Here is a 23,425-nt window from a genome sequence, read left to right on the forward strand (position 1 = left end):
GACGCGGCCGCAGGAACGGTTTGAGCTGGACTATCAGCTTGTTATTGCGAGGAGATTTTGGAATTCGCGGAGACGGCGCGAAGCAGGATGGCGGAGAGGATGGGATTCGAACCCACGAGAAGCTTTTGACCTCTACTCCCTTAGCAGGGGAGCGCCTTCGACCACTCGGCCACCTCTCCGTTGCGCCGGTGGATAAAGAAAACCGCCGGCACAATCAACAAGCCCGCGCTATTATCTGGAAAAATAAGCCTGGGCGGACTGGGGGTCGGCTGCGACCGGCCGTTTCGTGGCAATTCCCTGGCCGGGCACATACGACCTCGTCATGATTCCGTCAGATGGACGCCGGATTCGGCATGAAACAAAGGCCGCGAGAGGGCGGATGGTTAACGAGAGCTTTCGGAGTGAGGCCAAATCGTGTCATTTGTGCAACAACGGCCGGCGATAGCAGCCCAACAGTGGCTGAGCCAGTACGTTCGTTGTTGAACGTCGCGGGCTCATGGGTAATGTCCATCTCGAAGGAGCGGCGCGGTGCGCATCTTTTTCGGTAGTGGGGATGGGGCAGGGAACGCTGTCCTTCAGCAAAGAATACCCAGACCCGTTTTTTAACTTTTGACTGGAGGTCAGAAAATGAACATTAAGAGCCTTCTCCTCGGCTCCGCTGCGGCCCTGATCGCAGTTTCCGGTGCGCGCGCCGCCGACGCCGTCGTCGTTGCCGAGCCGGAACCCGCTGAATACGTCAAGATCTGCGACGTCTACGGCGCTGGCTACTTCTATATCCCCGGCACCGAAACCTGCCTTCGCATCGGCGGCTATGTCCGTTACGACATCGGCGCTGGCGATGTCGGCTCGTTCGACGGGGCACGTGCTACCGACGTGCGTGACGGCAGCGAACAGGATACTTGGCAGAAGAATGCCCGATTCACGCTGAAGACCTGGACCGGCCAGGAAACGGAACTCGGTACTTTGAAGACGTACACCGAAACCCGCATCAACTTCGGCAATACGCGTAACAGCGGCATCGCCAGCTATAACGAATACAACGGCTATAATGGTGGCGCTTTCAACAAGGGCATCAGCCTGAACTTCGCCTGGATCCAGCTCGGTGGTCTCCGCGTCGGTAAGGACGAATCAGCTTTCGATACGTTCATCGGCTACGCCGGCAACGTCATCCAGGATACGCTGGTTCCATACGGCGGCTTCGACACTAACGTCGTCCAGTACTATTTCGACGCAGGCAACGGCTTCTCGGCGGTCGTCTCTCTCGAAGAAGGCTACGGCAACGTTGGGACCATCGACAGCTACGTTCCGCATGTTGTCGGCGGCGTGAAGTGGACCCAGGGTTGGGGCGCGATTACCGGCGTCGTTGCTTATGACAGCAACTACGAAGAAGTTGCGGGCAAAGTCCGTTTGGACGTAACCGTCAACGAAGCATTGTCGCTGTTCATCATGGGTGGCTACGGCACCGACGACAATCTTATGGATCCGAGCAACGACGTGTATTCGGGCGGCCGCGGCATGTACAAGATTTGGGGCGGCAATTGGGCGGTTTGGGGCGGTGGCACCTACAAGTTCAACGAAAAGACCTCGTTCAATGCCCAGGTTTCGTATGATGATTGGAAAAACCTCGGTATCGCAGCGAACATTGCTTATGACGTTGTTCCTGGCTTCACGGTCACAGCCGAAGTGGATTACCAGAACGTTGGTGATATTCCTCCGTACGGTTACGCTTGGGCGCATGCCACCAAGGAAAGCAACATCGGCGGTATCCTCCGCTTCCAGCGCTCGTTCTAAGGGCTGGTTCCTTACAGGTAAAATCCGGCCCGGGCGCACACACGCCCGGGTCGTTTTTGTTTCGTGACTGGATCAAGGCGAGCAGAAGGAACAGGGGGAATCGGTAGCTAAACAGGTCTGCGGGACGATTTCGTGGGATCCGTCGATGGGCGGATGAGATCACAACCGCGTGATTTAATCTCTTGAAAGGACGCTTTCGAGCGGATAGGGCTGATCTATCCACTTCGGGGGTGTGGCGAATGATGACCAACGAAGCGATCCAAGAGGTTGACACCTCTGATCATTTTTCGATGTTTTCTTCTCAGACTTCAAATTTCCATTACACCTACAACAAGATAAGAGAAGTAAAGTCGTCTAGGGTCGGAGACCTTTTTTCAGCTTATCGCGACATACTTTGGGATGATGGGCGGCATAAATACAATGTCAGCTCTTTCATTGGCGAGATTGATGAGATCCTCCTCGGGGAGCGTTTTAGCGCCTTTGACCAAGGGACCCTGGATAACCTAATCGGCACCTTGCGCCAGCGCGGCAACAGCAACGCAACCATCAATCGAAAGATGGCTGCCCTCAGCAAACTGCTGCGCAAGGCTTTGAAGATGGGAGATATCCACAGCCTGCCCGAGTTCCGCCGCCAGAAGGAGCGGGCGGGACGGATTCGTTTCCTCGAGAGGGACGAAGAGGCAAGGCTGTTCGCTGCCATCAAGAGCCGAAGTGAGGACGCGTACCGGCTATCGGTTTTCCTGGTGGATACCGGCTGCCGTCTCGGTGAAGCGCTCGGACTGATCTGGAACGATATTCAGGAACATCGCGTCTCCTTCTGGATCACCAAGTCGGGCCGCAGCCGTACGATTCCGATGACCGAACGGGTCAAGGAAGTCATCAAGGTACCGCCGACCGAAGGCCGCCGGCCCAAAGGGCCTTTCACCAAGCTCAGCCAGGCACAATTCCGCGCGATCTGGAACGATGCGAAAGCCGAAGTGGGACTGGGGGCCGACGACCAGGTGGTGCCGCACATCCTGCGCCACACCTGTGCCTCCCGCCTTGTCCAGGGTGGCATCGATATCAGGCGCGTGCAGATGTGGCTCGGTCATCAGACATTGTCGATGACAATGCGTTACGCGCATCTGGCCACCAACGATCTCGATGGTTGCGTCACCGTCCTGGAGACGCCCCGAACGACTCAGCCGACCGAAGGCTCCGTATTCTCATCGCCCGTGATGACCGTTCCGTCGTCCGCGGCGGCGGGGCGAAAACAGTCGGACGAAGCACCCGTGGCCAAGGCCGCTCCGAAAGCGCCCAGGAAACGTTCGAAAGCCAAGTAGGCCAGCAACACCGATTTATACTGTCCTCATTGCCCGAGGACTGAGTGTGGTCGTGGCCCTTTACTTTAAATTGTTCTGCAGCTCCTCCCGGTCGAGGAATGCCGCGATCTCGGCCGGCAGGGCTCCAGTCTCCAGAAATGGCGCGTGACCCTGGCCGTCGACCGTGATTGTTTCCATCGCGGGATGATGCTGCCGCATCTGCCGGAGCGTGTCGGCGGACAACAGTCTCGAATTGGCCCCGCGTATGGCGAGCAAGGGAATGGACCGCAACGCTTCGAATTGCGGCCACAGGGTCGGGAGCGGCTTTGACAGATCCAGCTTGGCAAGCGTGTCGACCAGTTTCGGATCGAAATCCGGCATCAGGCCTTCATCCGCCCCGCGGTAAAGCGCCCTAACCATCCGGCTCCAGTCCGCGTCGCTCAGCGCCAGAAAATCCTGGCCGTGAGCGCCGCGCTGGGCAACCAACGCCTCGGCAAAGGTTTTCGGCGTCGGGGTGCCCTCGAGATAGGACCGGATATGGGCTAGCCCATCCGCCTCGATTACAGGACCTATGTCATTGAACACTATGGCTTTCAGGGCAGGCAGCCTCATCATACCGAGGACATGGATGATCAGCCCGCCGCGAGAGGTGCCGATAAAAGCGCCTTCCTGGATGCCGAGAGCCGCCATGCCCTCAAGGATATCGGCGGCTTCAACGCCGACATTGTAATTGTTTACGTCGGGATCGTAGGCCGATTGCCCACGGCCTCGATAGTCGAAGGCGACCACCTTGCGTGGCGTTTTCGCCTTTGTCGAGAGATCGATAGCCAGCTCGTGAAAGTCCCGGGCGTTGCGTGTCAGGCCCGGCAAGCAGAGGACAGGCCAGCCGCCTGAATTCGATTCGCCATAGACGCGCGCATGAAGTTGCAGCCCATCCGGCGCGCTGTAGAAAAAGTCGAAAAAAGCCTCGTTCATCGTCATCTGAACACGATTCCGCCGCCGGGTACTCTCCGGGTGCTACAGGCGACGGTGAGGCCGGTCAAACCAGTAACTCTGCGAAGCTATCCGGATCGGAGTTTGGTCCGTCAGCTACGCCCGTTCACGAGGTCGCCAACGATGTCGTACTTGCCGGAAATACGCATCTTGTAGACCTCGTAATTCTCCATCACGCGCTGAACGTAACTTCTTGTTTCTGCGTAAGGAATGCGTTCTATCCAGTCGACGACGGAGTCAATGTCCTTGCCGCGCGGATCGCCATATCGGGCCACCCATTGGTTGGCCCGATTAGGCCCCGCATTGTAGCCGGCGAAGGTGAGTACGTAAGAGCCGTTGAAACGGTCGAGCTGTTCACCGAGGAAGGCTGAACCGAGCGTCGCATTGTAGCCGGCATCGGTCGTCAGCCGGATCTGCGAAAACCCCAGGCCCGCCTTCTTCGCCAATTGCCGAGCCGTTCCCGGCATCAGTTGCAGCAGCCCGCGGGCGCCGGCCCTCGACACGGCGCCGACGTTGAATTCGCTTTCCTGCCTGGCAATCGCATATGCCAACGCCTTGCCGGAGCCGGATATGTCGGCGGAGTCGGGGATGACGCCGATCGGGTGCGACAGTGCGCCGACATCGATTCCGCGCGCGCCGGCGATCTTGCCGATCTTCAGCGACATGAAATGATTGCCTTGCTTTTCGGCCAGCGCCGCGAGCAGCGCAAGTTCTCCCGGGCTGGTCAACTGGCCTGCAAGGTCGCGGTAGAGCGTTTCGGCGTAGCGGTGATAGCCGGCCTCCTGCAACCGTTTGATCGCGCTGACGGCTTCGCGTCCGTCAAAATTGCGCCTGTCCTCTGCGGTCGGTTGCGGGTAGACGATATTCAGGGCCTGCCTGCCCACGCGCTCGGCGGCAAGCTGCCCATAGAAAGTCGTGCCATAGGTGGCGGCGCGCGCAAAATAATCCTTCGCATTGCCAGGACCGCCGACTTCGGCGGCGCGGCCGAGCCAATAATAGGCGCGGGACAGCGTGATCGGCCCTTGGGCAAGATCGGCTATCCGGGCGAAATGCGTCGCCGCGGTTTTTGGATCGTTCAGGCCGCGCAGGGCGTACCAGCCGGCATGAAACTCCGCATCGGCCGCATTGGTGGCGCTCTCGGCCGCATGGGTGGCGACGATCCTGTAAGCCGTCTTCATATCGCCCTGATCGACCAGTTCACGCGAAAGCACCCGGCGTTCGACCCACCAGGCGTCGGGATCGACCAGCGCTTCGCGGTTTCCCGGAGCCTGCATCACGACAGCAGCAGCGCCGGCGAAATCCTCCTGCTTGCGCAGATATTCCGCTTGCGCGAAGAAATAGCCGGCCGAACGCTGGGTCACCGGCACCGCGCTCAACAGTTTTGGCGCGGTCTTGTCGCCTCTGCCGACCGCCGCCCAGGCATCTGCGAGTTGCTGGGCGCCGGCCAGGCCCGCGACGCGCAGCGCCGAATTCACGCGGTCGGCATAGAACATGCGCTCCATGCGGAAACGGTGGTCCGCGGCCGGAATGATGCCGCCGAACTCCTTGATCAGCGCCGTCTCGTCCTTGGCGTCCAGGATGGCGGTGCGCCAGAACGGCGACAGTACGGTGCGCGCCGCGTCGACCTTGCCCGACGAAACATAGGCGCGGGAGAGAACCATCACACCCTCGAATGTTTGCGGCTGGCCGCCGTCGAACGTCCGGATGACGATGTCTGGAGCCGGGTTCTCGCGGAAGAGCGCACGCTCACTGTTCTTGCGCAGGACGACAGTTCCCGGCCAGTTAGGCAGCACCCTGGCGGCGTCGGCAATATCGGCGCTTGGCACTTTGTCGCCGCCGTAAAGCGCGATCGCCCAGGCCAGAATGTGCTGGTCGAGCGAATTGGCTGGTAAGGTGTCTCGTACGGTGCGAGCCGCAGGAATGTTGCCCGCCGCCAACGCATCCAAGCCGCTCTTCAGCAGTTCGATGCCGGGCGAGGGCAGCGCTGGCGCATTGTCCCCCAGTGCAGGCGTCGGAATGGCCGATGTTACCTGACCGTCCACGCTGCCGTCCATCGCCATGCTCGGTATCAGCGCGAGCGCGGCGCCAAGCAGCGCGAGGAGGTGAGGCCTGATGGCCGGCATTACATCTGTCCTTGTCTTGCTATTGCATCAAGTGGCCAGCTTATCTCTAAGCTAGACTTAGGTCGTGAAAGGCCTGTAAACACCGGTTTCGCCAAGGCCGCACGAATTGCGCCTGCTGGCACGATGGCAATGCTTGCCGGGCAACAGTGTCGAGACTATGGTGCGCGGCTTCGCTTTCCGCTAGAAGGCGCTCCGTTGCACACCGACAAAACCGATAAGTCCCAAGGAGTTGGACGATATGCTGAGAGGCTCGCTGACCGCGCTCGTGACACCGTTCGAAAAGAGCGGGCGTTTTGACGAGAAAGCCTTTCGCGACTTTATCGCCTGGCAACTCGCCGAGGGCACGACGGGCCTGGTCCCAGTCGGAACCACGGGCGAGTCGCCAACGCTCTCGCATGACGAGCACCGCCATGTCGTGAAGGTGTGTGTCGAGGTGGCCAATGGCAAGGTTCCGGTTGTTGCCGGCGCCGGATCCAACAACACGGCGGAAGCCGTTGGGCTCGTACAGTTTGCCGAGCAGGCCGGCGCAGACGCCGCGCTAGTCGTTACGCCCTATTACAACAGGCCGACCCAGCGCGGTCTTTATGAGCATTTCGCCGCTGTCGCTAGGGCGACCAGCTTGCCGATCATCATCTACAACATTCCGCCGCGCTCGGTCATCGACATGACGCCGGAAACCATGGGCCGCCTGCGCCACGACTTCAAGAACATCATCGGCGTCAAGGATGCCACCGGCAAGGTTGAGCGGGTCTCGGAGCAGCGCGCCACCTGCGGCAGGGACTTTGTCCAGCTCTCCGGCGAGGATGCTTCTGCGCTCGGCTTCAACGCCCATGGTGGGATTGGCTGCATCTCGGTGACTTCGAACGTCGCGCCGCGCCTTTGCGCCGAATTTCAGGAAGCGACGCTTTCCGGCGATAGCGCAAGAGCGCTGGACCTGCAGGACCGTTTGCTGCCGCTGCACAAGGCGATCTTCATCGAGCCCGGCGTCTCGGGCGCCAAATACGCGCTGTCGAAGCTGGGCAAGGTCGAGAATGCGCTGCGATCGCCGCTTGTCACGGTCGAACAGTCGACCGCCGAAAAGATCGATGCGGCGATGAAGCACGCTGGCTTGATTAATTAGGCACGAGGCGCCACTTCTTCGCATTATGAACCAGGTCAGAAAAGCAGATCCCAACAACAAGACCGTGTCGGAAAACCGCAAAGCGCGATTTTCCTATGAGGTGCTGGATACTGTCGAGACAGGCCTTGTCCTGACAGGAACCGAGGTCAAGTCGCTGCGTCAGGGCCAGGCCAACATCCAGGACAGCTATGCCTCGGTGGAGGGCGGCGAGATCTGGCTGATCAATTCCTATCTGCCGGAATATCTGCAGGCCAATCGCTTCAACCATGAGCCGCGCCGGCGCCGCAAGCTGTTGCTCAACAAGCGCGAAATGGCGAAACTTTCGCAAAGCGTTGATCGCGAAGGCATGACGCTGGTGCCGTTGAAGATCTACTTCAACGATCAGGGCCGCGCCAAGCTGCTGCTTGCGGTGGGCCGCGGCAAGAAATTGCACGACAAGCGCGAAAGTGAAAAGCAGCGCGACTGGTCACGCGAGAAGGGTCGCCTGCTGAAGGAGCGCGGCTGAGAAACAGCCGGCATTAGCCTGGGCCAACCGGCTTTCAGCTTTCCAGCACCCTCGGCACAGGGGTCGTCATGAACTACCGGCTCATTGTCTGGGGTTTGGCCAGCCTGTTTTTGGTATGCGCCATCGCGGCGGGCACCCTTGTCTATTTGCGTCCCTTTTCCCCCGACCGCAGCAAATATCCCGTCCGGGGCATAGATGTCTCTCATCATCAAGGCGAGATCGACTGGCGGCGCGTTGCCGCCGACGATGTGGCCTTCGCCGTCATCAAGGCGACAGAAGGCGGCGACCATGTCGACGACGCCTTCGCGCGGAACTTGGAAGAGGCCCGCGCCGCCGGCCTCGCTGTCGGCGCCTATCACTTCTTCACCTTCTGCAGGCCCGGCGCAGACCAGGCGAGGAATTTTATCGCGGTGGTGCCGCACGATCGCCCGCTGCTTCCCCCAGTCGTCGACATCGAGTTTACCGGCAACTGTCCGAGGCGGCCGACGCCGGAACAATTGACCGCTGAACTCGCCGCATTCATCGCGCCTGTCGAGGCGGCGTTCGGCAAGCCCGCGATTATCTATCTGACCGATGAGGCAGCTCTGGCATATTCCCGACATATCCTTGCCCGCCCGCTTTGGATCCGCTCATTGCTGGCCGAGCCGGGCAGTGGCGACTGGGTCTATTGGCAGTACCACGACCAAGGGCGCATCGACGGCATCAGCGGCGACGTCGACCTGAATGTCCTGCATGGCGGACCCGCCGCGCTGGCGGCGCTGGCCGAGGCGCTATGAGCGGTTCTTGTATCCCGCTAGTCCCGCAGGAATTTCGAAATGTCGCTGAACACCTTGACGAACATGGCTTCCGTCAGCACGCCCGTATTGGTGTTGTAGCGTGAGCAGTGATAGCTGGAAAACAGCATGACGCCGCCGGCAGGCAATTGCCCGCCATGCTTGAACGGATAGGCAGCGACGCGCCCGCCGAGGGCCCGCACCGTGGTCTGATGCGCGATCGATCCCAATGCGAGCACCGCGCGCAGCTGGGGAAAGCGGGCGATGGTGGGGATCAGGAATGATCTGCACGTCGAAATTTCGGCGCCGACCGGTTTGTTCTCCGGCGGTACGCAGCGCACCGCGTTGGTGATCGCGGTGTCGACCAGTTCCAGCCCATCATCTGGCCGGGCCTTGAATTCACCACGCGCGAACCCGTGCGAGATCAAGGTCGAATAGAGCAGTTCGCCGGCGTAGTCGCCAGTGAACGGACGCCCGGTACGGTTGGCGCCGCGCAGTCCCGGCGCCAGCCCAACGATCAGAAGCTTAACGGAATCCTCGCCCTCAGGCGGCAGGAAGGTGGGCACCGGCGCGTTGAACCAGGATGGTTCACGCTGCCGCCATTCGGCGATGAAGCCGTGCAGTCTGGGGCAGAGCGGGCAATCCCGATCTGGCTCGGCGAAGGCGAGCACGCTCAAGGCGATCGGCCTCAGTAGTCGTCCTCTTCAACCTCGGCCGGTTCGGGCCGGCGCACCGGCCGCTCCGAAGGGTCGCGGCCAACCTCGTTCTTCAGCGTCATCAGATCGATGAAATGGTCCGCCTGTCGGCGCAGATCGTCCGATATCATCGGCGGCTGCGAGGCCATGGTCGAGACGATCGATACCTTGCGGCCACGCCGCTGCAGGGCCTCGACCAGCGTGCGAAAATCGCCGTCGCCTGAGAAGATCACATAATGGTCCACGATTTCGGCGAGTTCCAGCGCATCCACCGTCAGTTCTATGTCCATATTGCCCTTGATCTTGCGGCGGCCGGTGGAGTCGGTGAACTCCTTGGCCGGTTTGGTCACGACCTTGAAACCGTTGTAGTCGAGCCAGTCGATCAGCGGGCGGATCGAGGAGTATTCCTGGTCCTCGACAAGCGCCGTATAATAGTACGCGCGCAGCAGATAACCGCGTTTGTGGAAGCTCGCCAGCAGCTTGCGGTAATCGATGTCGAAGCCAAGGGCCCGCGACGTGGCGTAGAGGTTGGCGCCGTCGATGAAAAGCGCGATTTTTTCACGGGGGTCGAACATGGAAAAGATCCTTTCGAAATAATGCCGTCTAAACGAAATGCTGCAGCGTATTGGTCAGCTTCACAATAAACCGGCTGACCCAGTCATGATGCGAGATAGCGCTGGTATGGTGGCAATCCAAGGGGCGGGGCGCTGCACTGCAAGCAATTGTGATCGATGCAATCTTGGCCTCACGTTCTGTAGGGTTCTCTGTCTACGCAGAATTATGAAGCGCCTCGGCCCGTCTTGGCATGCTGCTTGTGTTTTGGCGGCGTTCGGGTTATGGACCGCGCCTGTTTTCCATCAAATCCATCGCAGGAAAGGGGCATCCATGGCCCGCGTAACCGTTGAAGATTGCATCGACAAGGTCGACAACCGCTTCGAACTGGTGCTTCTGGCTGGTCACCGCGCCCGGCAGATCAGCCAGGGCGCGCCGATCACCGTGCCACGCGACAACGACAAGAATCCCGTCGTGGCGCTGCGCGAGATCGCCGATGAGACGCTGTCGCCCGACGACCTCAAGGAAGATCTGATCCATTCGCTGCAGAAGCATGTCGAGGTCGACGAGCCGGAGGCCGATGGCGAGGCCATTGCCGACCAGACCGGCACCGCCGTTGCCGCCGCCGACCCCGAGGATGGCGAGGAGACTGTCACGTTCGACCGGATGACCGAGGAAGACCTGCTCGCCGGCATCGAGGGCCTGGTGCCTCCGGAAAAGAGCGACGACTACTGAGCCAGCCTCTGTCGCGAGGAGTGCTGGATTAATCGACCGGCACTTCCGTACCAGCTGTTTCGTGGCTATCTATGACATGCGCCGTGCGGCAGTGCGGCGCATGATTCATTTCACCGCCGCGAGATCCCGCCCATGATGCGTCAGTATGAGCTTGTCGAGCGCGTCCAGCGCTACAAGCCTGACGTCAATGAGGCGTTGCTGAACAAGGCCTATGTCTACGCCATGCAGAAGCATGGCCACCAGAAGCGCGCTTCCGGGGATCCTTATTTCTCGCATCCGCTCGAAGTCGCCGCCATCCTCACCGAAATGCATATGGATGAGGCAACGATCGCCGTTGCCCTGCTGCACGACACGATCGAGGACACCACGGCGACGCGGGCCGAGATCGATGAGTTGTTCGGCCCCGAAATGGGCAAGCTGGTCGAAGGCCTGACCAAGCTCAAAAAGCTCGATCTCGTATCCAAGAAGGCCGAGCAGGCCGAGAATCTTCGCAAGCTCCTGCTGGCGATCTCCGAGGACGTTCGCGTGCTCCTGGTCAAGCTCGCCGATCGCCTGCACAACATGCGAACCCTCGACCACATGCCGGAGGCCAAGCGCCTGCGCATTGCCGAGGAGACGATGGACATCTATGCGCCGCTGGCCGGTCGCATGGGCATGCAAGGCATGCGCGAGGAACTGGAGGAGATCGCCTTCCGCTACATCAACCCGGAAGCCTATCGCGCGGTCACCGCCCGGCTCGCCGAGATATTCGAGCGCAACAAGGATGTGCTGTCGGAGATCGAGAAAGCGCTGTCGGCGTTGTTCGAGAAACACGCGATCAAGGCAAGCGTGAAGAGCCGACAGAAGAAGCCGTGGTCGGTGTTTCGCAAGATGGAGGCCAAGGCGCTATCCTTCGAGCAGCTGTCGGACATTTTCGGCTTCCGCGTCGTGGTCGACAGCGTCGAGGACTGCTATCGCGCGCTTGGCGCCATCCACACCGCCTGGTCAATGGTACCAGGCCGCTTCAAGGACTACATCTCGACGCCGAAGCAGAACGACTACCGCTCGATCCATACCACGATCGTCGGGCCCTCCCGTCAGCGTGTCGAACTGCAGATACGCACGTCGCAGATGAACAAGATCGCCGAATATGGTGTGGCGGCCCATTCGATCTACAAGGATACAGGCGGCAAGGGGACTGGCCCCGCTCATGCCATCTCGAAGGAGACCAACGCCTATGCATGGCTGCGGCGCACCATCGAGCAGCTCGCCGAGGGCGACAATCCCGAGGATTTCCTCGAAAACACCAAGCTCGAACTGTTCCAGGACCAGGTGTTCTGTTTCACGCCGAAGGGCATGCTGATCGCGCTGCCGCGAGGCGCCACGCCAATCGATTTCGCCTATGCTGTGCACACTGATGTCGGCGATACCTGCGTCGGCGCCAAGGTCAACGGCCGCATCATGCCCCTGATGACCGAACTGAAGAACGGCGACGAGGTCGAGATCATCCGCTCCAAGGCTCAGGTGCCGCCGGCCGCGTGGGAATCGGTCGTCGTCACCGGTAAGGCGCGCTCGGCCATCCGACGCGCAACGAAGAACGCCATCCGCAAGCAGTATTCGGGCCTCGGCATCCGCATCCTCGAGCGCGCCTTCGAACGCGCCGGCAAGACCTTCACCAAGGAGAGCCTCAAGCAGGTCCTGCATCGGCTGGCGCGCAAGGACATCGAGGATGTGCTAGCCTCGGTCGGCCGTGGCGAACTGGCCTCGACCGATGTGATGAAAGCGGTATTCCCGGACTACAAGGACGAGCGCGTCACCACCGCTGCCCCCAAGCAGCGTGAGGAGGGCTGGTCGAAGATCCGCAATGCCGCCGGCATGCTGTTCCAGATACCGGGCCGCGCGGCGCGCAAGGACAAGGATCAGCCGCGCGATGATGCGGTGCCGATCCGTGGTGTCCGCGGTGACCTGCCGGTGCGTTTCGCTCCGGAAGGGGCTGTTCCCGGCGACCGCATAGTCGGCATCGTCCAGCCGGGTACCGGCATCACCATCTACCCGATCCAGTCGCCGGCTTTGCAGGCCTTCGACGACCAGCCCGAACGCTGGATCGATGTCCGCTGGGACATCGACGAGCGCACCAAGGAGCGCTTTCCGGCCCGCGTCTCCGTGACCGCCATCAACGCACCGGGCTCGCTTGCCGATATCGCGCAGGTCGTGGCTTCGAACGACGCCAACATCCACACGCTGTCGATGGTGCGCACGGCGCCTGACTTCACCGAAATGCTGATCGATCTCGAAGTCTGGGATCTGAAGCATCTCAACCGGCTTCTGTCGCAGCTCAAGGACAATTCGAGCGTCAGCGACGCGAGGCGTGTCAATGGCTGACACGCCGGATTTGATTGAGGATAGGCGCATGAATACCGATGACGTGCTTGGCGTTTTCCGCGACGCGGGCGCTGTTCTCGAAGGCCATTTTATCCTGACGTCCGGGCTTAGAAGCCCGATCTTCCTGCAGAAGGCACGCGTGTTCATGCATGCCGACAAGACCGAGCTTCTGTGCAAGGCGTTGGCCGAGAAGATCCGCGCGGCCGTTCCGGGGCCGATCGACTATGTTGTCGGTCCGGCGGTCGGTGGTCTCATCCCGGCTTACGAGACCTCGCGCCATCTTGGTGTGCCAGCCATCTGGGTCGAGCGGGAAGGGGGTGAGTTCCGTCTGCGCCGTTTCGAGATCGCGAAGGGCTCGCGCCTGGTCATCGTCGAGGATATCGTCACCACTGGCTTGTCGATCCGCGAGACCATCGACTGCCTGCGCCAGCTTGGCGCCGAAGTGGTCGCCGCCGCCTGCATCATCGACCGTTCCGCGGGCAAGACCGATGTCGGCGTGCCGCTGATTGCGCTCGCAGAGTACGAGGTCCCGGCTTACTCGCCGGACAACCTCCCGCCGGAACTGGCCGCCATCCCCGCCGTTAAGCCCGGAAGCCGCAACATCTAGGCGTCGAGGAGCCCCAGTTTGGGCCGGCTCGGGCAGGCGAGAGGGGAAGTGCAACATGATCGCCGGCATCGATCATTTCGTGCTGACAGTTCGATCCGTTGACGACACCTGCGCGTTCTATGAACGCGTGCTTGGCCTGCGGCGGCTGGACGAACCGCATCGGCCCACGGCGCTGCTTTTTGGGACGCAGAAGATCAACCTTCATGAAGTCGGCCGCACCTTCGAGCCGAAGGCGAAGACGCCGATGCCTGGATCCGGTGATTTCTGTCTTGTCGCTGCAGTGCCGCTCGCGGAAATCCGGCACAGTCTCGATGCCAACGGCGTTGTTGTCGAGGTCGGCCCCGTCGAGCGCACCGGCGCGCGCGGGCGGATGCTGTCAGTCTATTTCCGCGACCCGGACGGCAATCTCGTCGAGGTCAGCGAATATCTTGAGTAGCTCCGGCTGCCGGGCCAAGATCGAGCCGCATCGCGCAACGCCGTTCTGCCGGCATGCCGTGCCTGGCCTCGGCGAGCAGCAGCCCGGTCAGCCTTTCATCAACGCCCGCGCCCTCCAGAATGCGAAATCCAAATCTGCGGTAGAACGGAGCATTCCAGGCGACGTCACGAAACGTGGTCAGCGTGATTGCTGCAACGCCGAGTTGCCTGGCGTTTTCGACCGCCCTTTCGAGAAGGGAGCGACCTATGCCCATGCCTTGCAGCTCAAGGCGGACATCCAGCTCCCAGATATGTAGCACGTCCCCTTCGACCGTGGCGCTGAGCAGGCCTACCGGGCGGTCCTGATTATCGGCCGCGACAAGACATGCCCCGCGCCTGATCAAGATCCGATGCCGTTCCACGCTGACATTCCCCTCGTCGGCGAGCCAGGCTAGCTCCGGCACTGTCCGGAATGCCTCTCCCGCCGACTGTTCGATATCCGGCAGCACTTCGGCGTCATCTTCACGGGCAAGTCGGATCGTGGTCATGGTGTTGGCTCTCGGTATGCCCTGGGCTTTCGCACCAGCCTCAGGCCTTGTTACACGCCTGCGGCAGACCATCGCGGTAAGGTTCGTTGTTCTGCGACAGGGCAATCGCTATATCAAAGTCGTTGTTGCCTTTCCGACCCCACGAAGCGCAGGATAATGTGTCGCGCCCGGTCAGGTTGGTTGCAAGTCCAGGCGTTGATGAACCGGGAATTGGAACAGAGTGCTTTTTCGACGCCGCAAGCCTGATAGCATTCTGGAGCGGGTGCGCACCTATCTTTGGCCGCGCCGCTCGTTTTCGCGTTCGCTGCAGTATTTCTCCAAGCGCATCTTGCGCCTCAACGCAACGCCGCACGCGGTCGCGGCAGGTGTGGCTGCCGGCGTCTTCGCCTCGTTCTTTCCCGTCGGTTTTCACTTTGCCATCGCCGCCGTCCTGTGCTGGCTGATCGCCGGCAACCTGGTCGCCGCGGCGCTCGGCGCGGTTTTGTTCGGCAATCCGCTGACGTTCCCGCTTCTATGGGGCGCCTCTTGGGAAACAGGCAAGCTGATCTTGCATGACCGGCTGCCTGCGCACGGCCCGCCTGCTCATCTCGGCGCCATGATGGAACATCTGTCCTTCGCCCAATTGTGGGAGCCTGTGTTAAAGCCGATGATCATCGGCGCAGTGCCGCTTGGGCTTTTCTTCGGTCTGGTATTCTACGGCATTACGCGTTGGGGCATGACCAGTTTCCGCGAGCAACGGCGCAAGCGCCTTGCCGAGCGCGCAAGCCGTCACAATCAGTCCACCGCGACGGGCGGGAACATCGGTTCCACCGCGCAATGATCATCGGCATCGGCAGTGATCTGATCGATATCAGGCGCATCGAAAAGTCGCTGGAACGACATGGCGAGCGCTTCATCAAGAGAATTTACACCGATGTCGAGCAGGCACGCTCCGAGAACCGTGGGACGCGCGCCGCCTCTTATGCCAAACGCTTCGCCGCCAAAGAGGCTTGCGCCAAGGCGCTAGGCACCGGTCTTGCCCAGGGCGTGTTCTGGCGTGACATGGGAGTGGTCAACCTGCCGAGCGGCGCGCCGACCATGGCGCTGACAGGCGGTGCGCTGGCGCGGCTCGAAACAATCCTTCCACAGGGCCATCGCGCAGCAATCCATCTCACCATCACGGATGATTTCCCGCTTGCTCAAGCCTTTGTGATTATTGAGGCGTTACCGGTCGAACAAGCGCCACATTGATTGCATCTGACGACCGGCATTGACGTTGCCCAGCGCGCGCCGAGACTCTATACCATCCAACGCACAATCGAGGACGACATGAGCGTGGCTGAAAAATCCGAGAAGAAGTCTGGCGGGCTTGGCGAAACCGTCAGCGTCATCGTCCAGGCGCTCCTGCTTGCCCTGGTCATCCGCACGCTGCTGTTCCAGCCCTTCTCGATCCCCTCGGGGTCGATGCGCCCGACTCTTCTGGAAGGCGACTATCTGTTCGTCACCAAATGGTCCTACGGTTATTCGCGTTATTCGCTTCCTTTCGGCCCTGACATTTTCTCTGGCCGCATCTGGGGTTCAGAGCCGAAGCGCGGCGACGTTGCCGTGTTCAAGTTCCCGCCCGATCCGTCCGTCGACTACATCAAGCGCGTCGTCGGCCTGCCCGGCGACAAGATCCAGGTCAAGGATGGCCAGTTGTTCATCAACGGCGTCGGCGTGCCCCGGGTGAAGACCGGCCAGATCGACAATCCCGATATCACCGAAGTGTCGCGGCCAATCGATGTATACCGGGAAACCTTGCCCAACGGCGTCAGCTACGACACGCTTGACCTGGATTCGAACTCGATCGGCGACAACACGCGCGAATTCGATGTTCCGCCGGGCCATTATTTCATGATGGGCGACAACCGCGACAATTCCGCCGACAGCCGGTTTACCGTCGGCTACGTCCCGGCGGAAAACCTGGTTGGTCGTGCCAATCTTGTGTTCTTCTCCATCGCCGGCAAGGCGAGCCCACTCGAGTTCTGGAAATGGCCGACGCTGATGCGCGCCTCGCGCCTGTTCCACTTCGTCAATTGATGGCTTTGAAACGGCCCACCGGGGAAGCATTGGCCGAAGCGGTACTGGCCAGCACAGGCTACGTCTTCAAAGACAGGCGGCTTCTGGAGACGGCGCTCACTCATTCCAGCGCCGTCAAGGCGGCGACCAACAACGAGCGTCTTGAATTTCTCGGCGACCGCGTGCTCGGCCTGGTCGTAGCCGATATGCTGTTCCAGAAATTCCCCGACGCTTCGGAAGGTGAGATCGCACCGCGCTTCAACGCATTGGTCGATTCCAAGACCTGTTCGGAGATCGGCCTGCTGATGAACCTGGAGAACCTGGTGCGCGCCGATGCCGCGCTGAAGGCCCGCTCGCGGGGCTCCGGCGGCAGCTATCTGGCCGATGCGGTGGAGGCACTGATCGCCGCCATCTATGTCGACGGCGGCATCGAGCCGGCAAGGCGGTTTATTCTCCGCTACTGGGAGCCGCGCGCGCGCATGGTCGTGGTCAAGCCGCGCAATCCCAAGTCGGAACTGCAGGAGTGGATCGCCAAGACCGGCGATGCCAGGCCGGAATATGTTATCGAACAACGTGAGGGGCCTGATCACCAGCCCGTCTTCACGGTCTCGGTGCAGGTCGAAGGCTTTGAACCAACAAAAGGCACCGGCGGTTCGCGCCGGGCCGCCGAAGAAGCGGCGGCCTCGGCGTTTCTGTTGCGCGAGGGCGTCTGGGCCAATGAAGGGAGCGCGGCATGATCGCCACCGAAGAGCCGGCGCCTGAAGCCGCCGCGACGCGCTCGGGCTTCGTTGCGCTGATCGGCGCGCCCAATGCCGGCAAATCCACTTTGGTCAACCAGCTTGTCGGCGCCAAAGTCTCGATCGTCACCCATAAGGTCCAGACCACCCGCGCCATCGTGCGCGGCATCGCCACGCATGCCAACGCGCAGATCGTCTTCGTTGACACGCCGGGCATCTTCAAGCCCAAGCGGCGGCTGGACACGGCGATGGTGACCACCGCCTGGGGAGGCGCCAAGGATGCCGATATCGTCCTGCTGCTGATCGACGCCGAGCGCGGCATCCGGGGTGACGCCGACGCCATTCTCGAGCGGTTGAAGGACGTCCGCCAGCCGATGGTGCTGATCCTCAATAAGGTCGATCGCGTCAAGCACGAGGCGCTGCTGGCCTTGTCGGCGACGGCCAACGAAAGGGTGGCGTTCAAGCGTACCTTCATGATATCGGCCCTGACCGGTTCAGGCTGCAAGGATCTGCTCGATTACCTCGCTGAAGCGCTGCCGGCTGGTCCCTGGTACTATCCGGAAGATCAGATCTCCGACTTGCCGATGCGCCAGCTGGCGGCCGAGATCACCCGCGAGAAGCTCTATCTGCGCCTGCACCAGGAATTGCCATACTCCTCCCATATCGAGACCGAGAAATGGGAAGAGAAACCGGATGGCTCGGTTCGCATCGACCAGACCATCTTTGTCGAGCGCGACAGCCAGAAGAAGATCGTCCTCGGTCACAAGGGCGAAACCATTCGCGCCATCGGCCAAGCGGCGCGCATGGAGATTTCAGGCATCCTCGAGCAGAAGGTCCACCTGTTCTTATTCGTCAAAGTCCGCGAAAACTGGGGCGACGACCCCGAGCGTTATCGTGAGATGGGGTTGGAGTTCCCGCGGTAGCCTCGCGGGACCCAGCAGGTCGCTCGCCGGATAGACGCTGCGCGTCAGGCCAGGCGGCAAAGTCGCGATTCCTCAATCGGCGCGCGACCAGTTCACATTCTTGCAGACCAGTCCACCAACGACGCAGCCCCGGGTTACCAGGCTGGCCTTACCGACCTTCACCTGTATGGAATAGGTGAGCTTGCGTTTCGGATCGAACGCCTTGCCGCTCAGCGTATCGGCCGACTTCGGCTTCACGGTCATGACGAGCTTGTCGCCGACATTCTCGCCGCGGCCGCTATCCTTGATCCAAAGATTGGTGGCACAGATGTCGGCGCCGCATGGAGCGATGCGCACCTTGGCATTGCCGTCGCCACGCATCCAGATGCCGCTTGGGTCGGGGCTCGATGCGGCAATGGCGGCTCCAGCCATCCAGAATATGCCCAACCCCACGGCGATTTTGCTGATTTTCATGTCCACCTCGTCACCCTGCTACCAGCGGAAATACGCGGTTCCTCGGGCGGGAGTTTCGCAGAAAGCTCGAATTTCAGTGGTTCTGTAGATTGCCGGGAAGGGCGGACGCATCTGCCGCGAAACTGTATTGCCTCATCGACCGTTTCTGTGACGCAGAGGCGGGCGCCGGCACAGGAGAGAGATTTGTTGAAAACATACGTGATTGCCTATCTGGCGACAGCACTGGTCTTTCTCGGCATCGATTCCGTATGGTTGACTTTGACCGCAAGCAGGCTCTACAGGCCGCTGCTCGGCGACATGCTGGCCGACGGCTTCAACGTCGCGCCAGCTATCGTCTTTTATGTCGTCTATATCGGCGGCATCGTCTATTTCGCCATCCAGCCGGCCCTGACCAATGGCAGTACGACGACGGCGGCTTTGAACGGCGCGCTTCTCGGCTTTGTCGCCTACGCAACTTACGATCTCACCAACCAGGCGACCCTGAAGAACTGGCCGGTTCAGATCACTCTCGCCGATCTGTGCTGGGGAACGGTGCTGACGGCCACGTCCGCCACGTTGGGCTTCATCATAGCTCGCCACTTTTCCCGGCTATGACGATGTCCTGCCGCGCTGGTCGATCAGCCCCGCGGCCAGCATCCCGACGAATGCCGTCAACGTGCCGACGCTGGTTGCGTTGAGTTTGATGAAGTTGGCATATTCTTCGGCCGTGTAGAGATGAACCGGCTGCCCATAAGCCCTGTGCAGCATGGTGAATATGAGAAACGCGAGCCCGGCGATGGCAAGGCCAATAATCCGCTCGCTTGGCCTGAAGACGACGAACCCGATCAGCACGCATGGGATGAGGAACATCTCTACGCCCGACGCGACCCCGAAAACCTTGGCGCTGAGCATTGTGTTAGCGATGCCGGCGAGCGGCAGAAGGAGACGGCCGGCGACGGTGTTCAATCGAGAAATCGCCGGCACCAAGGCGAAAAAGGGTGTCGACAGGAACAGCCAGTAGGATGGCGCCACATCCGGTCCCACAAGCCAATAAAGATAAAGAGGGTAGAAGGGCTGGTTGGAGACGACCACCAGGGCGATCGTGTTGGCGGTCGCCACCAAAGGGTCGGGATGCGCCGCATAAGTCTTGATCGATTGCCAAAGCGACGAAATGTTCAACGCTGTTTGCCTTTGGCAGGCTGCAGGCGGTAGTGGCTAACGCCCCATTCCTCGCCATCGGCATGGCCGAACAGGCCTGCAGTGGCCAGGAAAAACAGCCGCCAGCGCCGCCGCCACAATCCGGCGTCGGCGCCATAGACCGCAAGCAGGATCCGATCGATCTCCGGCTGGTTTGCATCGAAATTGGCCAGCCAGTCCTCCGCTGTTCTCTGATAGTGCTTGCCGTTCCAACGCCACTCCTGCTCGACCTCGAAGATGTCCGCGAAACAGCGGATCAGGCCATGGCTCGGCATGACGCCGCCGGTGAAGAAATGATTGGCGATCCAGTCGCTCTTGTCGGCGTGGTCGAAACGGTAGCAGCCCAGCCTGTGGGTGAAGACGTGCAGGAACAGCCTGCCGTCGGGCGCCAGCCAGCCGCTTATACGCTCGAGCAATGCCCTCCAATTCGACATATGTTCGAACATCTCAACCGACACCACCCGGTCGAAAACACCTTCCGGGCTGAAATCGTTCATGTCGGCTGTGACGATGCGGACATTGTCGAGCCCGCGCATCCTGGCCTGTTCTTCGATGTGGTGGCGTTGTGGCGCGGAGTTGGAGACGGCGACGATTTGCGCCTTTGGGAAGCGCTCGGCCATGTAAAGGGTCAGCGATCCCCAGCCGCAACCGAGTTCGAGAATCTGTTGGCCATCGGCCAGGTCGGCATGGGCAACCGTTTTTTCCAAGGCACGCAACTCCGCCTGCTCCAGCGTCTCGGCGCCCTTGTCATAGAGACAGCTCGAATATTTACGGCGCGGTCCAAGCACCAGGCTGAAAAAGGCCGGAGGCAGTTCGTAATGCTGCTCGTTTGCGGACTCGACATGCATTGCGATCGGACGCCGCGCCATCTCGCGCGCGAAATCCGCCTCCGTGGCCATCGAGCCAGCGGACAATCGACGGCGTGTACGGCCCACCAGGAACCGGATGCCGTAGCGCGTAACCGGATCGGGAAGGGGAGCACGCTCGACCGTGTTGATGGCGGACGCGATCAGGTTCATCGGCTTGAGTTCCCCGGTGTCTTGATGGATGACGGCCGCGTCTGCGGACCCGGCCAGAAGGCATTGACGCGACGCTGGTACTCGCGAAAGGCGTCACCACGGGACCGCAGCATATGCGCTTCCAGCGGTGGGATGCCCGACACATGCACCAGCAGCCAGTACATGAAGGCCGGGCCGCAAAGCGCGATCCAACCCCAGGGATAGGCGCCCGTCAGGTCGATGGCGATTGCCGCATAGGCAAGCCAGCCGAGCCATTCGAAGAAATAGTTTGGGTGGCGCGAATATCCCCATAGGCCGATATCGCAAATCCGGCCCTTGCTGGCTTTATCAGCCCGAAAGCGCGTCAACTGGTGATCTGCTATCGCTTCGCCGCCGATTGCGACAGCCAGGATGGCCATGCCCAACACGTCCCCTGGGCGAAGGCGAGGCGCTGGATTGTGAGCGGCTATCGCGATGGTCAGTGCCAGCAACAGAGCGGATGCTGCCTGGATTTGCAGGAACCAGAACAGCCGCCCGCCGAAGTCCGCTCCCCAGTCCCGCCGCAACTGCGCATAGCGCGGATCATCGCCGCCCTTGATCGTACGCCCGACGATATGCGAGCCCAGGCGCAGCGCCCAGAGCGCGGCAAGCGCCGCCACGATGAGTTGTCTGGAAGTGGGCTGATGCCAACCGCCCACGGGGGCGAGCGCCATGGCGACGCCCGCGCCTCCGGTCGCGAAAGACCAGATCGCATCGACCCAACCCGACTGCCCCGAGCGAAGCGCGATCAGCCAGGCTCCCGCCATCACGAGCGACAAGGCGATGGCTACTGCGACAAGAAGGGCGGGAAGCGTCACGGATGATCCGTCTGCAAGGGTTGGCTGCTGTCACAATCCAATACGCGAAGGCGCTGCGACAAGTTTCGGACGCGTTGGCAAAGAAGCCTTCCGACCGGTGGTCGATGCTCGCTTCCGGTCCCTACTGGGAGGACGACCGGCATGCTGATGATTTCAATGGATATCAGACGAGCGAGGAAATGGTATTTCTTGGCGATAAATAGCAGGAAATCCCCCTTTCTTTAGTGCATACATAAAAACTGAGCAAAAAGCAGATAGTGAGCCGTCGAAATATAAAGCTCTATATTGAATATATAACGATGTACCATTTGTGCCATCTAGTGGTACGTTTAGTGTTATTTGTGCAACACAACATTAATCTGTAGAGAAAAGCAGGATTATTTCTGGAATCGTCATTGAAGGCGGAGGGTTGATGGGTATGTTCGCCGCGAAAAGGGGGCGCGGTGCGGGCCTTTTTCGTTGGGGGTGAGGCGGGAAACATATCCGCCAGCCACAGATCCGAAGCCTTTTAACTTTGACTGGAGAGGTCATAAAATGAACATCAAGAGCCTCCTTCTCGGCTCAGCCGCGGCACTGATCGCGGTATCAGGCGCGCGCGCAGCGGACGCTGTCGTCGTCGCCGAACCGGAACCGGCCGAATACGTCAAGATTTGCGACGTCTACGGCGCCGGCTACTTCTACATCCCAGGCACCGAGACCTGCCTGCGCATCGGCGGTTATCTCCGCTATGACATGGGCGTAGGCGATTCCGGCACGCTGGATGGCGTGAACAACGTTCCAGATCGCCAGGATGGCGAAAGCAACGACACCCGGTACAAGAACACGCGTTTCACGCTGAGGACTTATACCGGCCAGGAAACCGAGCTCGGCACGCTGAAAACCTTTACCGAAACCCGCTTCCAGTTCGGTAACAAGTCGGGTGACTATACCAATCAGAACGCTGGTAGCGCCAACGATTGGCAGGCCGTCAACAAGGGCACTACCCTTAATTTCGCCTGGATCCAGCTTGGTGGCCTGCGCGTCGGCAAGGACGAAACGGCATACGACCAGTTCATCGGTTATGCTGGCAACGTCATCCAGGACACGATCATTCCCTATGGCGTCAAGGACACCAACGTCCTCCAGTATTATTTCGACGCTGGCAACGGCTTCACGGGCGTCGTTTCGCTCGAAGAAGGCGCGAATGCCACGGGTATCGATGACACGATCGACAGCTATGTTCCGCACGTCGTCGGCGGCGTGAAGTACAAGGGCGACTGGGGGGCGATCACGGGCGTTGTCGCCTATGACAGCAACTACGAAGAAGTGGCCGGCAAGGCTCGCCTCGACGTCAATGTCAGCAAGGAATTCTCGCTGTTCATCATGGGCGGCTATGGCACCACCGACAACAGCGACGTCTTTGCCAAGAACGGCCGCACTCAGTACAAGCCTTGGGGCGGCAACTGGGCCGTCTGGGGCGGTGGTACCTACAAGTTCAACGACAAGACCTTGTTCAACCTCCAGGCTTCGGCCGACGACGACAAGAACATCGCCCTCGCGGCGAACGTGGCCTACACGATCGTGCCGGGCTTCACGATCACGACCGAAGTCGACTGGGACCACTACGGCAACCATGGCAATCAGTCGATCTACGGCAACTGGTCTAAGGCCGACAAGAAGGACGGTATTGGCGGCATCGTTCGCTTCCAGCGCTCGTTCTAGGATCGATTGACCTGATCAAGCCGCC

The 23,425-nt window shown here is 60.7% G+C and carries 26 protein-coding genes and 1 tRNA gene; 17 read left to right on the top strand and 10 right to left on the bottom strand.

Annotated features, from left to right (window positions below; genetic code table 11):
- Window positions 1-88: 88 nt before the first annotated feature.
- Window positions 89-179, bottom strand: a tRNA-Ser gene (locus LB513_RS03750).
- Window positions 180-627: 448 nt separating this feature from the next.
- On the opposite strand from LB513_RS03750, the gene LB513_RS03755 reads away from it, so the two are divergent.
- Entirely contained in the window at window positions 628-1,791 is a 1,164-nt protein-coding gene (locus tag LB513_RS03755) for a porin (RefSeq protein ID WP_224662124.1), read from the top strand.
- A 239-nt stretch (window positions 1,792-2,030) separates the two neighbouring features.
- Window positions 2,031-3,113: a tyrosine-type recombinase/integrase gene (locus LB513_RS03760; RefSeq protein WP_224662125.1), complete on the top strand. Its 1,083-nt coding sequence runs from the start codon at window positions 2,031-2,033 to the stop codon at window positions 3,111-3,113.
- 60 nt (window positions 3,114-3,173) lie between these two features.
- On the opposite strand, the gene LB513_RS03765 is transcribed toward LB513_RS03760, so the two are convergent.
- Both LB513_RS03765 and LB513_RS03770 read right to left on the bottom strand, forming a co-directional pair.
- A complete protein-coding gene (locus LB513_RS03765) occupies window positions 3,174-4,067 on the bottom strand; it encodes an alpha/beta fold hydrolase (protein WP_411962680.1) in 894 nt (297 codons plus the stop codon).
- A gap of 110 nt (window positions 4,068-4,177) precedes the next feature.
- Window positions 4,178-6,208, bottom strand: a complete 2,031-nt coding sequence (locus tag LB513_RS03770; protein WP_224662127.1) for a lytic transglycosylase domain-containing protein — start codon at window positions 6,206-6,208, stop codon at window positions 4,178-4,180.
- 238 nt (window positions 6,209-6,446) lie between these two features.
- Between LB513_RS03770 and dapA the strand changes: the two genes are divergently transcribed.
- The 3 genes from dapA (at window position 6,447) to LB513_RS03785 (ending at window position 8,609) form a co-directional block, all read left to right on the top strand.
- A complete protein-coding gene (gene dapA, locus LB513_RS03775; RefSeq protein WP_224662128.1) occupies window positions 6,447-7,328 on the top strand; it encodes a 4-hydroxy-tetrahydrodipicolinate synthase in 882 nt (293 codons plus the stop codon).
- 25 nt (window positions 7,329-7,353) lie between these two features.
- A complete protein-coding gene (gene smpB, locus LB513_RS03780) occupies window positions 7,354-7,833 on the top strand; it encodes an SsrA-binding protein SmpB (protein ID WP_224662129.1) in 480 nt (159 codons plus the stop codon).
- A gap of 68 nt (window positions 7,834-7,901) precedes the next feature.
- Entirely contained in the window at window positions 7,902-8,609 is a 708-nt protein-coding gene (locus LB513_RS03785) for a GH25 family lysozyme (protein WP_224662130.1), read from the top strand.
- Between the two features lie 17 nt (window positions 8,610-8,626).
- On the opposite strand, the gene LB513_RS03790 is transcribed toward LB513_RS03785, so the two are convergent.
- Window positions 8,627-9,283: a uracil-DNA glycosylase gene (locus LB513_RS03790; RefSeq protein ID WP_224662131.1), complete on the bottom strand. Its 657-nt coding sequence runs from the start codon at window positions 9,281-9,283 to the stop codon at window positions 8,627-8,629.
- 11 nt (window positions 9,284-9,294) lie between these two features.
- Window positions 9,295-9,876: an NYN domain-containing protein gene (locus LB513_RS03795; protein ID WP_224662132.1), complete on the bottom strand. Its 582-nt coding sequence runs from the start codon at window positions 9,874-9,876 to the stop codon at window positions 9,295-9,297.
- A gap of 310 nt (window positions 9,877-10,186) precedes the next feature.
- Here LB513_RS03795 and rpoZ point away from each other — a divergent pair, with 310 nt between their 5' ends.
- From rpoZ to LB513_RS03815, 4 genes are all read left to right on the top strand, one after another.
- Window positions 10,187-10,588 carry a DNA-directed RNA polymerase subunit omega gene (rpoZ, locus tag LB513_RS03800; protein ID WP_224662133.1) on the top strand — a complete coding sequence of 134 codons (402 nt, stop codon included), beginning with the start codon at window positions 10,187-10,189 and terminating at the stop codon, window positions 10,586-10,588.
- Window positions 10,589-10,720: 132 nt separating this feature from the next.
- The gene (locus tag LB513_RS03805; RefSeq protein ID WP_224662134.1) at window positions 10,721-12,949 is read left to right on the top strand and encodes a RelA/SpoT family protein; all 2,229 of its coding nucleotides are present in this window, start codon (window positions 10,721-10,723) and stop codon (window positions 12,947-12,949) included.
- A 28-nt stretch (window positions 12,950-12,977) separates the two neighbouring features.
- Window positions 12,978-13,556 (top strand): orotate phosphoribosyltransferase, encoded by a 579-nt coding sequence (gene pyrE / locus LB513_RS03810; RefSeq protein WP_224662135.1) that lies wholly within the window; start codon window positions 12,978-12,980, stop codon window positions 13,554-13,556.
- Between the two features lie 55 nt (window positions 13,557-13,611).
- The gene (locus LB513_RS03815) at window positions 13,612-13,992 is read left to right on the top strand and encodes a VOC family protein (protein ID WP_224662136.1); all 381 of its coding nucleotides are present in this window, start codon (window positions 13,612-13,614) and stop codon (window positions 13,990-13,992) included.
- Here the strand turns inward: LB513_RS03815 and LB513_RS03820 are convergent.
- Window positions 13,973-14,479 carry a GNAT family N-acetyltransferase gene (locus tag LB513_RS03820; protein WP_224662137.1) on the bottom strand — a complete coding sequence of 169 codons (507 nt, stop codon included), beginning with the start codon at window positions 14,477-14,479 and terminating at the stop codon, window positions 13,973-13,975. The genes LB513_RS03815 and LB513_RS03820 overlap by 20 nt on opposite strands.
- A gap of 259 nt (window positions 14,480-14,738) precedes the next feature.
- Here LB513_RS03820 and LB513_RS03825 point away from each other — a divergent pair, with 259 nt between their 5' ends.
- The 5 genes from LB513_RS03825 to era all read left to right on the top strand — a co-directional run bounded on the left by LB513_RS03825 (window position 14,739) and on the right by era (window position 18,215).
- Window positions 14,739-15,338, top strand: coding sequence for a DUF2062 domain-containing protein (locus LB513_RS03825; RefSeq protein WP_224662138.1), 600 nt, complete (start codon window positions 14,739-14,741; stop codon window positions 15,336-15,338).
- Window positions 15,335-15,748, top strand: coding sequence for a holo-ACP synthase (gene acpS / locus LB513_RS03830; protein WP_224662139.1), 414 nt, complete (start codon window positions 15,335-15,337; stop codon window positions 15,746-15,748). Before LB513_RS03825 ends, acpS begins: the two co-directional genes overlap by 4 nt.
- 78 nt (window positions 15,749-15,826) lie before the next feature.
- A complete protein-coding gene (gene lepB / locus LB513_RS03835) occupies window positions 15,827-16,576 on the top strand; it encodes a signal peptidase I (protein WP_224662140.1) in 750 nt (249 codons plus the stop codon).
- A complete protein-coding gene (gene rnc, locus LB513_RS03840; protein WP_224662141.1) occupies window positions 16,576-17,292 on the top strand; it encodes a ribonuclease III in 717 nt (238 codons plus the stop codon). Before lepB ends, rnc begins: the two co-directional genes overlap by 1 nt.
- Window positions 17,289-18,215 (top strand): GTPase Era, encoded by a 927-nt coding sequence (gene era / locus LB513_RS03845; protein WP_224662142.1) that lies wholly within the window; start codon window positions 17,289-17,291, stop codon window positions 18,213-18,215. Before rnc ends, era begins: the two co-directional genes overlap by 4 nt.
- A 72-nt stretch (window positions 18,216-18,287) precedes the next feature.
- On the opposite strand, the gene LB513_RS03850 is transcribed toward era, so the two are convergent.
- The gene (locus tag LB513_RS03850; RefSeq protein ID WP_224662143.1) at window positions 18,288-18,668 is read right to left on the bottom strand and encodes a DUF2147 domain-containing protein; all 381 of its coding nucleotides are present in this window, start codon (window positions 18,666-18,668) and stop codon (window positions 18,288-18,290) included.
- Between the two features lie 186 nt (window positions 18,669-18,854).
- Between LB513_RS03850 and LB513_RS03855 the strand changes: the two genes are divergently transcribed.
- Entirely contained in the window at window positions 18,855-19,262 is a 408-nt protein-coding gene (locus LB513_RS03855) for a DUF2177 family protein (RefSeq protein ID WP_224662144.1), read from the top strand.
- Here the strand turns inward: LB513_RS03855 and LB513_RS03860 are convergent.
- Genes LB513_RS03860 through LB513_RS03870 form a run of 3 tightly spaced genes read right to left on the bottom strand, consistent with a single transcriptional unit; the run spans window position 19,257 to window position 21,699 of the window.
- Window positions 19,257-19,826: a hypothetical protein gene (locus LB513_RS03860; protein ID WP_224662145.1), complete on the bottom strand. Its 570-nt coding sequence runs from the start codon at window positions 19,824-19,826 to the stop codon at window positions 19,257-19,259. The two genes, LB513_RS03855 and LB513_RS03860, sit on opposite strands and share 6 nt — an antisense overlap.
- Window positions 19,823-20,863 (bottom strand): SAM-dependent methyltransferase, encoded by a 1,041-nt coding sequence (locus LB513_RS03865; RefSeq protein WP_224662146.1) that lies wholly within the window; start codon window positions 20,861-20,863, stop codon window positions 19,823-19,825. Before LB513_RS03865 ends, LB513_RS03860 begins: the two co-directional genes overlap by 4 nt.
- Window positions 20,860-21,699, bottom strand: coding sequence for a DUF1295 domain-containing protein (locus LB513_RS03870; RefSeq protein WP_224662147.1), 840 nt, complete (start codon window positions 21,697-21,699; stop codon window positions 20,860-20,862). The genes LB513_RS03865 and LB513_RS03870 overlap by 4 nt, the downstream gene beginning before the upstream one ends.
- A gap of 2 nt (window positions 21,700-21,701) precedes the next feature.
- On the opposite strand from LB513_RS03870, the gene LB513_RS03875 reads away from it, so the two are divergent.
- Entirely contained in the window at window positions 21,702-21,902 is a 201-nt protein-coding gene (locus LB513_RS03875) for a hypothetical protein (protein ID WP_224662148.1), read from the top strand.
- A 331-nt stretch (window positions 21,903-22,233) separates the two neighbouring features.
- Window positions 22,234-23,400, top strand: a complete 1,167-nt coding sequence (locus tag LB513_RS03880; RefSeq protein WP_224662149.1) for a porin — start codon at window positions 22,234-22,236, stop codon at window positions 23,398-23,400.
- Window positions 23,401-23,425: the final 25 nt, after the last annotated feature.

The organism is Mesorhizobium sp. ES1-1, assembly GCF_020164785.1.
In the GTDB taxonomy this organism is placed as follows: Bacteria; Pseudomonadota; Alphaproteobacteria; order Rhizobiales; family Rhizobiaceae; genus Mesorhizobium.